11 protein-coding genes and 1 pseudogene are annotated in these 12,963 nt (G+C 72.2%); 9 read left to right on the top strand and 3 right to left on the bottom strand.

Annotation, left to right across the window (positions count from 1 at the left end):
* Positions 1 to 47 precede the first annotated feature (47 nt).
* Both ABZW30_RS39820 and ABZW30_RS39815 read left to right on the top strand, forming a co-directional pair.
* The gene (locus tag ABZW30_RS39820) at positions 48 to 1,052 is read left to right on the top strand and encodes a 2-hydroxyacid dehydrogenase (protein WP_355676187.1); all 1,005 of its coding nucleotides are present in this window, start codon (positions 48 to 50) and stop codon (positions 1,050 to 1,052) included.
* A 545-nt stretch (positions 1,053 to 1,597) separates the two neighbouring features.
* Positions 1,598 to 2,347, top strand: a complete 750-nt coding sequence (locus tag ABZW30_RS39815; RefSeq protein ID WP_355676186.1) for an SDR family oxidoreductase — start codon at positions 1,598 to 1,600, stop codon at positions 2,345 to 2,347.
* Between the two features lie 123 nt (positions 2,348 to 2,470).
* Here the strand turns inward: ABZW30_RS39815 and ABZW30_RS39810 are convergent, their stop codons facing one another.
* The gene (locus ABZW30_RS39810; RefSeq protein WP_355676185.1) at positions 2,471 to 4,606 is read right to left on the bottom strand and encodes a SpoIIE family protein phosphatase; all 2,136 of its coding nucleotides are present in this window, start codon (positions 4,604 to 4,606) and stop codon (positions 2,471 to 2,473) included.
* A 622-nt stretch (positions 4,607 to 5,228) separates the two neighbouring features.
* On the opposite strand from ABZW30_RS39810, the gene ABZW30_RS39805 reads away from it, so the two are divergent.
* The 4 genes from ABZW30_RS39805 to ABZW30_RS39790 all read left to right on the top strand — a co-directional run bounded on the left by ABZW30_RS39805 (position 5,229) and on the right by ABZW30_RS39790 (position 7,815).
* Complete coding sequence (locus ABZW30_RS39805; protein WP_355676184.1) at positions 5,229 to 6,161, top strand: MarR family transcriptional regulator; 933 nt, start codon at positions 5,229 to 5,231, stop codon at positions 6,159 to 6,161.
* A gap of 96 nt (positions 6,162 to 6,257) precedes the next feature.
* Positions 6,258 to 6,677: a roadblock/LC7 domain-containing protein gene (locus ABZW30_RS39800; protein ID WP_355676183.1), complete on the top strand. Its 420-nt coding sequence runs from the start codon at positions 6,258 to 6,260 to the stop codon at positions 6,675 to 6,677.
* Between the two features lie 100 nt (positions 6,678 to 6,777).
* Positions 6,778 to 7,182 carry a hypothetical protein gene (locus ABZW30_RS39795; RefSeq protein ID WP_355676182.1) on the top strand — a complete coding sequence of 135 codons (405 nt, stop codon included), beginning with the start codon at positions 6,778 to 6,780 and terminating at the stop codon, positions 7,180 to 7,182.
* Between the two features lie 129 nt (positions 7,183 to 7,311).
* A complete protein-coding gene (locus ABZW30_RS39790; RefSeq protein ID WP_355676181.1) occupies positions 7,312 to 7,815 on the top strand; it encodes a DinB family protein in 504 nt (167 codons plus the stop codon).
* Between the two features lie 43 nt (positions 7,816 to 7,858).
* On the opposite strand, the pseudogene ABZW30_RS39785 reads toward ABZW30_RS39790, so the two are convergent.
* Positions 7,859 to 8,254, bottom strand: a pseudogene (locus ABZW30_RS39785) (SDR family oxidoreductase); the annotation flags it as partial.
* Positions 8,254 to 9,753 carry an MFS transporter gene (locus ABZW30_RS39780; RefSeq protein ID WP_355676180.1) on the bottom strand — a complete coding sequence of 500 codons (1,500 nt, stop codon included), beginning with the start codon at positions 9,751 to 9,753 and terminating at the stop codon, positions 8,254 to 8,256. The gene ABZW30_RS39780 and the pseudogene ABZW30_RS39785, both read right to left, overlap by 1 nt.
* A gap of 194 nt (positions 9,754 to 9,947) precedes the next feature.
* Between ABZW30_RS39780 and ABZW30_RS39775 the strand changes: the two genes are divergently transcribed.
* From ABZW30_RS39775 to ABZW30_RS39765, 3 genes are all read left to right on the top strand, one after another.
* Positions 9,948 to 10,319, top strand: a complete 372-nt coding sequence (locus ABZW30_RS39775) for a YciI family protein (protein WP_355676179.1) — start codon at positions 9,948 to 9,950, stop codon at positions 10,317 to 10,319.
* Positions 10,316 to 11,530, top strand: coding sequence for a DUF6596 domain-containing protein (locus tag ABZW30_RS39770; protein WP_355676178.1), 1,215 nt, complete (start codon positions 10,316 to 10,318; stop codon positions 11,528 to 11,530). The genes ABZW30_RS39775 and ABZW30_RS39770 overlap by 4 nt, the downstream gene beginning before the upstream one ends.
* A gap of 228 nt (positions 11,531 to 11,758) precedes the next feature.
* Entirely contained in the window at positions 11,759 to 12,754 is a 996-nt protein-coding gene (locus tag ABZW30_RS39765; RefSeq protein ID WP_355676205.1) for a cytochrome c oxidase assembly protein, read from the top strand.
* The last annotated feature ends 209 nt before the right edge of the window (positions 12,755 to 12,963 follow it).

Raw genomic sequence — 12,963 nt, 5'->3', positions numbered from 1 at the left:
GCCGTCCCGTTAGCGTGGGCCGCAGGAGCCCACCGGAAGGACCGCGCATGGAGATCCTGGCGTACGGAGTGCAGGCCGATGAACGGCCGCTGCTGGAACGGGCCTTCGCGGGCCGGCACGGGCTGCGCTGCCTGGACGTGTTCCTCAACCGCGACACCGCCCCGCTGGCCGCCGGCTACCCGGCCGTCAGCAGCAGCGTCAACGCCGTCCTCGACGCCGAGACGCTCGCCGTCCTCGCCGCCGGCGGCACCGAACTGATCGCCCAGCGCTCCACCGGTTTCAACAACATCGACCTCGACGCCGCCGCCGAGCTCGGTCTCACCGTCGCCCGGGTCTCCTACTACAGCCCGCACGCGGTCGCCGAACACGCTTGGGCCCTCGCCCTCGCCGTCAACCGCCGCCTCACCCGCGCCGCCAACCGCTCCCGCGAGTTCGACTTCCGCCTCGACGGGCTGCTCGGACGGGACGTCCACGGGATGACCGTCGGCGTCATCGGCACCGGCAAGATCGGCGAGTGCTTCGCCCGGATCGCGGCCGGCTTCGGCACCGAACTGCTCGGCTGGGACATCGCCGAGAACCCGGCCTGCACCGAACTCGGCATGAGCTACACCGAACTGCCCGAACTCCTCTCCCACGCCGACCTGGTGAGCCTGCACGTCCCCCTCGTCCCGGCCACCCACCACCTGATCGACGCGGCCGCGCTGGCCCGGATGAAGAACGACGCCATCCTCATCAACTCCAGCCGCGGCGGCCTCATCGACAGCGCCGCCCTGGTCGAGACCCTGCGCGCCGGCCGGCTGTCCGGCGTCGGCCTGGACGTCTACGAGGAGGAGACCGGCGTCTTCTTCACCGACCGCTCCATCCAGGGCATCACCGACGACGTCCTCGCCCGCCTCGTCACCTTCCCCCAGGTCCTGGTCACCAGCCACCAGGCCTACTTCACCCGCACCGCCGTCGGCCAGATCATCGACGCCACCGCCCGCAACATCGACGACTTCGCCGCCGGACACACCAACGAGAACACCCTCGTCCCAGCCGCCACACGCGCCTAGAGCGCGGATCGGATGCCGCGAAACGCCCTCACCGCCACGCCGCCCACTCCCGCACCGCGGACCGGTCGCCGACGCGCCGCACTTCGGCGGCGCCCGGCCCGGGGAAATGCGCGGGGAACAGCAAAGCACCCCGGTCCGCAGCCTCCCCCAGCAGCCGGCGCCGGCTGTCCCTGCCCCCAGCCTGCGTGCCGGCTGACGCAGACGCCATCGGTCACGTGCCCGCACCTCGGAGTGAGCGGGATCCCGCGCGATACGGCCGGTCGGCGAGGCGCGACACGCCGGACGGCGACCATGCCGGCGAGGGAGCGGAGCTCCTGTTCCTCGCGGTGCCGTTCTCGACGGTGCCCTCACCGCGAAACACCTGCTGCTGCAGGACGTCGGCTGACGCCGCGGCCAAGCGCGCCACGCCTCAGCGCTCAGGAGGAGGACCCGCTCAGGAGGAGGACCGTAGACCATCGCGTCAGCCACTCGGGTCGGAATGGGCTTTCCAAGCCTGTGGTTGTAGGTCTGCAAAGGTGTTTCCAACTGGATTGCGAGGAGTTCTCATGACTCCGTCGCTGAATGGCTCGACCGCCCTGGTCACCGGCGCGACCAGCGGCATCGGCCGGGCGATCGCGCAGGTTCTGGCCGAACGGGGCGCGCATGTGGTCGTCTCCGGCCGCGATGCCGCCCGTGGGGAGCAGACCGTGCGGGAGATCCGTGCGGCAGGGGGGAAGGCCGACTTCGTTCAGGCCGACCTGGGCAGTGTGGCCGCCGCCCGCCGATTGGCCCGCGAGGCGAGGCAGTTGACCGGGGGGATCGACATCCTGGTCAACAACGCGGGCGTCTATCCGTTCGTCGGCACCACCGACACCACCGAGGAGGTCTTCGACCAGGTCTTCGACGTCAACGTCAAGGCGCCCTTCTTCCTGACCGCCGAGTTGGTCCCCGGCATGGTCGACAAGGGCGGCGGCTCGATCGTCAACGTGAGCTCCCTCGCGGCCGACAAGGCCATACCCGGGGCCACCGCCTACGGTTCGAGCAAGTCCGCCGTCAACCAGCTCACCCGGATCTGGGCGGCCGAGTACGGCCCGGCCGGCGTGCGGGTCAACGCCGTCCTCCCGGGCGTGACCGAGACCGAAGGCGTGCGGGCCGCTCTCGGCGAGGACCGCAGCGATTTCCTCGCCATGATCCCCGCCGGACGGGTCGGCCTGCCCGGCGAGGTCGCCGAGGCCGTGGCCTACCTCGTGTCCGACGCGGCCTCCTACGTCAACGGCGCCCTGCTCACCGTCGACGGCGGAGCGTCCGTGAGCTGACCTCCTCCGCTGTTCCCCGCGCGCATCGGGAGAGCCGGGCGGGGCTACGGCGCCGGCGGCGAAGCCGTGTAGCCGGGGGGCGGCACTCGGGTCGGAGTCGAGAGTAGGCCTCAGAAGACGACCTCAGGTCGCGGTGAGGACCAGCATGGCCTGGTCGTCGTGCGTGGCGTCAGCCTCGAAGGCGGCGACCACGGCGGAGACCGATTCGAGGAGCGCCCCGGCGGTCGGGGGCGAGGTCCGGAACGTGCCGAAGGCGTCGGCCAAGCGCTCCTCCCCGAAGAGCTCGCCGCTCGCGGAGCGGGCCTCGGTGATGCCGTCGGTGACCAGCAGCAGACTGTCGCCCGGGTACAGGTCGATGCTGCAGGGAGACGGGGCGGGGTCGGGCCCGATACCCAGCAGCAGGCCCGGGTGGGTGAGTTCCTCGATCGTGCCGTCGGCTCGTCGGACGAGCGGGGGTACGTGGCCTGCGCGGATCAGGTTGAGCGCCAGGTGGGTTGCGGTGTGCTGCAGTTCGCCGTAGACGAGTGAGACGAAGGAGTCCTCGTCGGCCGTGTCCACCAGAGCGTCGTTGATGGCGGTGACCACCGCCGCCGGGTCGTGCCCGAGATGGGCGGCGGCGCGTGCGCTGTGGCGGACCATGCCGGTCGTGGTGGCGGCCCGGGCTCCGCGCCCGCACACGTCGCCGATCATGAGTGCCCAGCGGTCGTCGGGAAGCGGGAAGACGTCGAAGAAATCGCCCCCGACATCGAGGCCTTCGCCGGCGGGGCGGTAGGAGGCCGCCAGATCCGCGCCGGGGATCTCGGGCAACTCGGGAGGCAGCAGGCCGGCCTGCAGGTCGTGGGCGAGTCTGACCCGGTCGCTGAACTGGCGGGCGTTGTCCGCAGTGGAGGCGGCCCGGCGGGCGAGCTCCTCGGCCAGCGCGACGGCGTGGCCGTCCAACGGCCGGTCGGTGGCCAGGAGGGTCAGCACACCGAAGGTGCGGCCGCGGGCGGCCAGCGGCACGCACACATAGCCGGTGATGCCGAGCCGCGCGGACGAGCCGTCCGGGCGAGAGCCGACCTGGCCGCTCTCGGTAGTACCGGAGGCCAGCACACGGGCAACCGCGTTGTCGACCTCGGGGCGCAGTTCCGGGGAGGCGAGCAGGTCCTCCTCGGCTCGGGTGGCGGCGGCGACGGCGATCCGCTGGACCTGGCCGTTCTCGAGCACGTGAACGGCGCACAGCGGCGCCAGGGCCGGCACGGACAGCCGGGCCATGCACTCAAGGCAGTCGAAGTAGTACGGCTCGTGCGCGATGGCGGTACTGGCGTCCAGGACGAACGCCAGGTCCTCACGGGCGGCCTTCTCCCGCTCCTGAGCGGTGCGGCGTGCCTCCACCGCGTGATGGCGCTCGATCGCCAGGGCGGCGATGCGCGCGAAGGCCGCGCTGAGCGCCACGTCCTTGCCCTCGGGTGCCTTGGGGGTGCGGTGGTAGATCGCGAAGGTGCCCAACAGGCGGCCGTCCAGGCCGTGGATCGGCGTCGACCAGCACGCCGCGACATCCGCCCGCTCCGCGATCTCCCGGTACCCCTCCCACAGGGGATCCGTGGCGATGTCGCTGACGACCACCGCTTCCTGCCGGTAGGCGGCGGTGCCGCACGAGCCGACGCCGTCGCCGATGGCGATCCCGTCGATCGCTTCGTTGTAGAAGTCGGGCAGGCGCGGGGCAGCACCGTTGCGCAGGTGGAGGCCGTCCGGATCGACGAGCAGCACCGAGACGATCATGTCCGGGGACAGCTCCTCGATCGCCTTCGCCATGCCGTCGAGGATCTCGTTCAGCGGGGCGTCGCGGGCGATCTGTTCCAGTAGGACGCGCTGCTCGGCCGCCAGCAGCTGCGCGTGGTGGTACGCGGTGGTCTCCACCGCGATCACCGCCACGCCGTCGACCCGGCCGACCGCATCCCGGCGGGGCTCGTAGGTCACGTCGAAGAACGCCTCCCGCTGCGCCGCCGGGCCGCCGAGGACGAGCCGGCCACGTCGGTTCCGGTACGCGGCCCCGGTGCGATACACCTCATCGAGCCGATCGAGCACGCCCTGCCGGGCCAGTTCCGGGAACAGCTCCCCGACGGGCACACCGGTGATCGCCCGGCCACCCGTGAGAGCGTCGAAGAAAGCCGGATTCGCCGTCTCCAGCACGTGTCTCGGACCGCTCAGCGCAGCGAAGAGCACCGGAGCCTGCCCGAACAGGTCCGTGTACTCCTCGCTCCGCAGTCGAACGATCACGGCTTGTGCCGTGGTCGGCCTGGGGCGATCAGGCTGTACCGGCATGACAGGAAACCTTCTCCCGCTCCCACCTGCGCCGTCGCACCTTACCCCCACTTTGACACGGAACGGTGCGGCCCGGACCGCAGTACCGCACATACCGAGGAGCGGATGCCGTCGCGGGACCGCAGCTCGGTCGCCGGGCCGGGCCGGGCCCCACCACCCGACGCCGGGCCCCGGTCCGCGGGCAGGACCCGATCACGCCGTCGCGCCGCGGCACAGCGGCACAGCGGCCGCAGAACGGTCGCCATGGCGGGCGGCGCAACGAGAACACCCCGTGCCGAGGGACCGGCCCACGAGGAGCAGGCCGTCCGGTATCCGACCCGTGGACAAAATCAGACAGGCTTGAATTGCGGTATTTCATCAGTGATGCAAAAGGAGTCACCCCGCACGGACAAACGTTCAATATGCGCCCGCCCGGCCGAAAACCCTGTCCCTGCTACTACAGTGCGATTCCCTGAGCCGACTTCCGGGGGCGTCGGCGGCAGGTGTCCATGAGAACACGGCCGATAGCGGAGACATGTCAGAAATCGGTATACCGACGCACTGGAATCCAGGTCCCCGCGCGGGGGAGGCCGGCTCCGTGAGGGTACTTCCGCTGCCCGCGGCCTTGCGGTCGGGCGGTTCGGGGCTGGACTTCCCCCGGGTGCTGATGGAGGTCCCGCACGGCCGCCTCTCCGGGACACTCCTCGTGACGGGCGATCCGGGCGGCCGCTTCCACCTTGAGGACGGTGTCATCCTCGAGGTCACCTCACCCGGTTCGCCGGGGGTCGAGACCCTCCTCCTGCGCTCCGGCCGTGTCACCGAGACCGACTGGGCATCCGCGGTCCGGTCCGGGGCCGCGGGGAGGCGCGTCGGCGCCGAACTGGTCGCCCGGGAACTGGTCGGCTCGGCGGAGCTGCAGCTGATCTGCGTGATGGCGGCACTGGACGGCGCACTGGCGATGGGAATGGGCCGGATCGACCGGGTCACCCTCGATCCCGAACCGCCGTCCTCCTTTTTCGCCGCGCCGGAGGGAATCGAACCGGAATGGCTGAGCCACGAAACCGAGCGGCGAATAAGGGCCCTGGGCGGACAGCCGGTTACACCGTTCCGCGACCGGTTGTCACGAACCGACGCCGGAACCCGGCTCCTGGACGACGGAATCGCCGGTGAACGGCGGGACATCCTGCGAACGGCCAATGGCAGGCGCAGTTGCCGGGACATCGCCTTCCTGCTCGGGCGGGGCCTCTACGCCGTGACGGTCGAGACCTCACGACTGCTGCACGAAGGATTGGTCGGCCTCGCGCCCTCGGCCCTGGAGGAGGCCGAAGGATCCTTCCCCGCCCCGGAGGGCGACCGGAACCCGGAGCCCGCCGGACAGTCGGGCCGCTCGGGGAACCCGGCCCGACTGCCGCGTCGTCGGCCCGGGGCCAGCGGGATCACCGACGTCCTTCCACTGCGCCCCGTGTCCGGCCCCTGGCGGCCCTCAACGGCACTCGCCGCGGAGGACCGGCGGTTCGGCAGCGCGCAGTAGCAGTCACCGCGGACGCACCCGGCGCGCACCGGGTGGACGAACGGACCGGGGCGATGACGGCTCGTCGGCACCCGGCAACCAATCAACTGGAGAACCGTGACAGACAGACATGACCAGCTGGCCGCAGAGGTGCGGGTGCTTCGGGACCGCGTCGTCGGAGTCACCGACGTCGTGGTGGCCTCCGTCGACGGGCTGCTGATCACATCCGAGACGGACGAGACCGACGAGACCGCGGGGGCCGAGGGCCTGGCCGCCCTCACCGCGGCCTCCTTCAGCATCGCCCGCCGCGCCGGCAGCATGAGCAGCAAGGGTCGGCTGCACCACACCGTGTCGCAGTTCACCGACGGCTACCTGGTCGCCCGGGCCATCGGCGACATGGCGCTGATCGGGGTGCTCGGCGACGCCGGCATGGACGTGCAGCGACTGCAGGTCGAGGCCCGGGAGTCCGCAGAACGCATCAGCGTGCTGCTGACCGCGACGGGCGGCAAGGACGAGGCCAACCACCTTCACCGGTAGCCGGGCTGTCGACCACAGCGTCGGCACCGGTGCACTTTCCAGGACAACCCACGAAGAAGGAGCGCAATTGAGCGGGTCGGAAGCAAGAGGGTCCCGGAGCATGGCCGAAAGGGTCGCGACCCTGGTGAAGACCCTGCGTGCCGAGGTTCCGGACTGCGTGGCCGCAGGGGTCATCGACATGTCCACCGGCATGCTGCTGTCGGTGGAGACCGTGGAATCGCATCCGCCGGAGGTCCTCGACATGCTGGCGGCGGCCACCCTCGACCTGTTCCAGGGCCGCAACGTGGTGATGATCGAGGGCATCTTCAAGGAACGGCGTGGGGTCGTCAGCGACCGGCACTACTTCCAGGAGATCCTCGTCAACAGCGACAACCTGGCGCACCTCTTCCTGCGGATCGACAGCACCGACGAGGTCGTCGCCGTGGTCGTCTGCCGCAAGACGGCCAACGTGGGCATGCTGTTCGCCCAGGCCCGGAGGGTGCTCAAGGAGCACGGCCGGTTGTGACCACGCCGCCCGTCCGGCGTCGGTGGCGGCACCGGTCGTGTGCCACCGACGCCGGACGGGCGGTGCAGCCGGAACGCCCTGACACCGAGGGACCGATGCGCCGTGCGGGGGTCTGCTACCGTGCCGCCCGTGATCAAGATCGTGCCGTTCACCGGCGGTGAGAAGGAAAGCCTGCACGCGGCCCTCGACCGGCACCGCGACGCGGTGCTGTGGAAGGTCGAAGGCCTGGACGACGAGCAGCTGCGCCGGCCGCTGACGCCCTCCGGGACGAACCTGCTGGGGCTGGTCAAGCATCTCGGCGGCGCCGAACTCGGTTGGTTCCGCGAGACCTTCGGGCTGGAGACCGGCCCGCTGCCGTTCGACATCGACGCCGACGAGACCTCCGACCTGCGGATCGAGCCGCACGAGTCGACGGCGGACGTGCTGGCCTTCTACGCCCGCGCCCGGGCCGCCGCCGACGAGGCGATCGACCGGCTGGAGCTGGACTCCCTCGGCACCTCCTGGTCCGGCCGGACCGTCTCGCTGCGCTGGGTGCTGATCCACATGACCACCGAGACCGCCCGGCACGCCGGGCACATGGACATCCTGCGCGAGCTGACCGACGGCGCGACCGGAGACCACGACCGGAGCTGACGGGACGGCGGGCCCGACCGCCGCCCCGCACCCGGCCGGGCGCTCAGGCGGTGCAGCCGCCGTCCACCGCGAGGGCGGCGCCGGTGATGTAGCGCCCGCCCGGGCCCGCCAGGAAGGCCACCGCGGCGGCGATGTCCTCGGCCTCTCCGTAGCGCTCCAGGGCGGTGAGCCCGCGCTGGAAGTCGCCGGAGTCGCCGTCGGCCGGGTTCATGTCGGTGTCGATCGGGCCCGGGTCGACGATGGTGGCGGTGATCCCGCGCGGACCGAGCTCCCGGGCCAGGCCCTTGGTGAGCCCGGTCAACGCGGTCTTGGCGGTCGCCTGGAGGACGAAGTTCGCGCCGGGGACGCGCCCGTTGAAGCAGGAGCCGATGCTGATGATCCGCCCGCCCTCACCCATGTGCCGGGCGGCGGCCTGGGCGGCCAGGAACACCGAGCGGATCACGGGCGGGCCGGTTCGCAGTCGGGCAGCGGATCCGCCGGCGCGTCCCGCTTCGCCGGGTCCATTGCGAGGGTCAGCACGGTCAGCCCGGCGAACAGCGCGGCCGCGATCAGCCCGTTGACGTGCAGCCCGGCGGTGAAGGCCGCCCGCGCGCCGCGCAGCAGTTCGGCGCCCTGCCCGGCGGGCAGGTGCCGGGCGGCCTCGACCGCACCCGCCAGTGAGTCGGAGCCGCCGCCCGCCCGGCCGCGGTAGACCGCCGCCGCCACGGTGCCAAGCAGCGCGAAGCCGAGCGAGCCGCCGAAGTAGTTGCCGGTCTCCGACATCGAGGCCGCCGAGCCCGCCCGCTCGGGCGGCACCGCGCCGAGCACCAGCCCGGTGCCCAGGGCGAACAGCGGTCCGGTGCCCAGGGCGAGCACCGTGATGCCGGTCATCACCAGCGGCAACGAGCCCGCGCCGTCATCGGCGGCGACCAGCAGCAGACCGCCCAGCGCCGAGCACGCCAGCCCGCCCGCGATCGCAGTGGTCCGCCGCACCCGGCGGGCCAGCCTGGGCGCGACCGTGGTGCCGACCGCCACGCCCAGGCCCATCGGGGCGAACAGCACGGCGGAGGCGAACGGCGAGTGGCCCAGCACGCTCTGCAGGTACTGGGTCACCAGCAGGCCGGTGCCGGCCATCGCCACCCCGGCGAGCACCAGCGAGACCAGGACGGCCGTGAACGGGCGGCTGCGCAGCAGGCGCAGGTCCAGCAGCGGCCGGTCCGACCGCAGCTGCCGCCGTACGAACAGGTACCCGACACCCGTACCCACCAGCAGGGCCAGAAGCGGGACCAACGGCGCGTCCTCGACCGGCAGTTGCTTGACGCCGTACAGCATCAGCAGCACCGCCACCAGCGACAGCCCGACCCCGGCCGGGTCCGGCCGCCCGGCCGCCTCGCTGCGGAACTCCGGCAGCAGGAACGGCCCGGCGATCAGCAGCACCGCCATCGCCGGTACGGCGGCCAGGAACACCGACCCCCACCAGAAGTGCTGCAACAGGAAGCCGGCCAGCACCGGCCCGAGCGCACCGCCCGCGAACTGGCAGGTCGCCCAGACGGCGATGGCCTGCCCGCGCCGGCGCCCGTCCCGGAACATGTCGGTGATCAGCGCCAGCGTGGACGGCGCCAGGGTCGCGCCGGCGACGCCGAGCAGGGCCCGCGCGACGATCAGCACCAGCGGGTCGACGGCGAAGGCTGCCACCACCGACAGCACCGCGAAGGCCGCCGCCCCGGTGAGCAGCAGGCGTCGGCGGCCGATCCGGTCGCCGAGCGTGCCCATGGTGATGACCAGGCCGGCCACCATCAGCCCGTAACTGTCGCTGATCCACAGCTGCTGGACACCACTGGCGCCCAGGTCCGCGCTGAGCCTCGGCAGGGCGAGCAGCAGCGCCGTCACGTCCATCGCGACCAGCAGGGTCGGCAGCATCAGGACGGCCAGTCCCAGTCGTGCCCGGGTGGCTTCCATCCCGGTGACTCCTCTCCTAGGAAACATTTCGCCGGGCGGTCGGAGCAGGTCGGCGCTTCTTGACATCGGTGGGCGCTGCGACGGCGGAGAACTCGTGGGAGATTTCTCGGCGGATGATGTCAAGAAGGCGGCGGCGGCTCCGACCGGCGGTCGAAGGGCCCAGCCGGGGCCCGGCCACGACGAGGAGTGACGCGATGAAGTTCCTGATCAGCCTGCACATCAACCCGGCCGTGCTGGACGCGCTGACCGACGAGGAGAAGGCGGCGATCGGCGCCGGGCACGGCAGGTTCATCGAGGCGCTGAAGTCCTCCGGCGAGCTGATCGTCACCCAGGCGCTGGTCGACCCGTCCCAGGCCGCCGTGGTCACCGTGCGGGGCGGCCAGCCCGCGGTGACCGACGGCCCGTTCCTGGAGGCGAAGGAGTTCCTGGGCGGCTTCTACCTGGTCGACTGCGAGGACAAGGAGCGGGCGATCGAACTCGCGGCGCAGATCCCGGACGCCGCGATCGAGGGGCTGGGCGTCGAGGTGCGGCAGGTGATGTTCTCCGACGGACACTTGGAGGCATGACAGCACCGAACTTCGAGGGCCTGCTGCGTGAGCTCACGCCGCAGGTCCTCGGCACGCTGGTCCGCCGGTACGGCCGGTTCGAGGGCTGCGAGGACGCCGTGCAGGAGGCCGTCCTCGCCGCGACCGTGCAGTGGCCCGACGAGGGGGTGCCGGAGAACCCACGCGGCTGGCTGGTGACCGTCGCCTCCCGGCGGCTGGTGGACCGGATCCGCAGCGACCACGCCCGTCGCGAACGCGAGAGCGCGAACGCGGCCGCCGAGGTGGTGCCCGAGGACGTGCCGGACACCGACGACACCCTGCTGCTGCTGTTCCTGTGCTGCCACCCGGCACTGACCCCCGCCTCACAGACCGCGCTCACCCTGCGGGCGGTCGGCGGCCTGACCACCGCCGAGATCGCCCGCGCCTTCCTGGTGCCGGAGGCCACCATGGCGGCCCGGATCAGCCGGGCCAAGCAGCGGATCAGGGCGGCCGGCAGCTCCTTCGCCCTCCCCGAGGGCGCCGAGCGCGAGGAGCGGCTGCGGGTCGTCCTGCACGTGCTCTACCTGATCTTCAACGAGGGCTACACCGCCTCCTCGGGCAGCGAGCTGGAGCGCGCCGACCTCGCCCGGGAGGCGATCCGGCTGGCCCGGACGGTGCACGCCCAGCTCCCCGAGGACGGCGGGGTGACCGGGCTGCTGGCGCTGATGCTGCTCACCCACGCCCGCCGGACGGCCCGGACCACCGCGGCGGGCGACCTGGTGCCGCTGGCCGAGCAGGACCGGACGACCTGGGACCGCGAGCTGCTGGACGAGGGCACGGCGCTCGCCGGGGCCGCGCTGGCCGGCCCCGAGCTGGGCCCGTACCAGTTGCAGGCCGCCATCGCCGCCACCCACGCCGACGCGGCCACCGCCGAGGAGACCGACTGGGCGCAGGTGCACGCCCTCTACCTGATCCTGGAGCGGATCGCGCCCAATCCGATGGTCACCCTCAACCGCGCCGTCGCCCTCACCGAGCTGAACGGCCCGCAGGCCGGCCTCGCCCTGCTGGCCACCCTGGACGGGGACCAGCGGCTGGCCGGGCACCACCGGCTGCTGTCCGTCCGGGCGCACCTGCTGGAGCGCGCTGGGGACCAGGCCGGGGCGTACGAGCACTACCGCCGGGCGGCGCGGGCCACGGCGAGCCTCGCCGAGCAGCGGTTCCTCACCGCCCGGGCCCGACGGCTACAGGTCTAGGGCGAGGCGGGCCGGCGGGCCCGGGCCGGGCGGGCAGGCGGCGAGGCGCCGGACGTCGCCACCCCGGCGCCCCGCCCGGTGGGGATCCACCCGTACGGAGGGGGCGGCGGCATGGCCGGAGTAAGGCCCACCTAGGCTGTATGCCAAGCAAAACGGGCGAACCGGACCCGCACCAGGGACCACGAGGACGGAAAGCAGGACCCGCCGATGGGCGACGGAATGTCAGGAATGCACCACCACGGCGGGATGACCCGACTAGGCCCGTTCAGCCTCTCCAATGTGTGGACCTGGTCCCCGGACCGGGTGTTCCTGCTCGGCGGCCTGGTCGCACTCGGGCTGTACCTGTTCGGTGTGGTCCGGCTGTACAGGCGCGGCGACCGCTGGCCGATCGGCCGGGTGGTCGGCTGGGTGGCCGGCATCGCCAGCCTGCTGCTGGTCACCTGCTCCGGGCTGAACGACTACGGCATGGTCCTGTTCAGCGCGCACATGATCCAGCACATGGTGCTGTCCATGCTGACGCCGATCCTGCTGCTGCTCGGCGCCCCGATCACCCTCGCGCTGCGCGCCCTGCGCCCGGCGGGCAAGGGCCGTCCGCGCGGGCCGCGCGAGCTGCTGGTGGCGCTGCTGCACAGCCGGTACGTCCGGGTGATCTCGCACCCGGCGTTCACCATCCCGATGTTCATCGCGAGCCTGTACGGGGTCTACTTCACCCCGCTGTTCGACTTCCTGATGCAGTACCGCCTCGGGCACATCTTCATGATGGTCCACTTCCTGCTCACCGGTCTGACCTTCTTCTGGCCGATCATGGGTGTGGACCCGGGCCCGCACCGCCCCGGCCACGTGATGCGGATCATCGAGCTGTTCATGGGGATGCCGTTCCACGCCTTCTTCGGCGTGGCGGTGATGATGGCCGGCCACCCGCTGGTCTCCACCTTCACCGTCCAGGGCGCGCCGCCCGGGACGGACCTGTTGGAGGACCAGAAGCTGGCCGGTGGCATCACCTGGGCGTTCGGCGAGATCCCGACCGCGATCGTGTTGATCGCCCTGGTCTACCAGTGGATGGGCTCGGAGCAGCGCCAGGCCCGTCGCCGCGACCGCGCCGAGGAGCGCAGCGGCGACGCCGAGCTGGAGGCCTACAACGCCTACCTGGCCTCCCTGCACAAGCGCGGCCAGCGCCCGGGTGCGGCCGGCACCCCCGCCGCACCGGCGGCCGACGTCGGCTGAACCCGGTCGGCCGGACATCCCGGAGCCCACGTTCCTCACCGGAGGACGTGGGCTCCGCGGCGTTCCGCAGCGGTGTTCCCGCCGGGTGCGTTCGACGGGTACGCACGCGTCGGCATGACCGCCCGGCACGCGGGGAGGCCCCGGGTCCGCGATCGCGGACCCGGGGCCGCCCGGGGCGGCGACTCGCCGGAGGTGAGGGGAGGTTGGCG

It is taken from the genome of Kitasatospora sp. NPDC004669, from assembly GCF_040609455.1.
Taxonomy (GTDB): domain Bacteria; phylum Actinomycetota; class Actinomycetes; order Streptomycetales; family Streptomycetaceae; genus Kitasatospora.
Note: the sequence above shows the minus strand (reverse complement) of the source record. Positions and strands in the feature narration are given on the sequence as shown.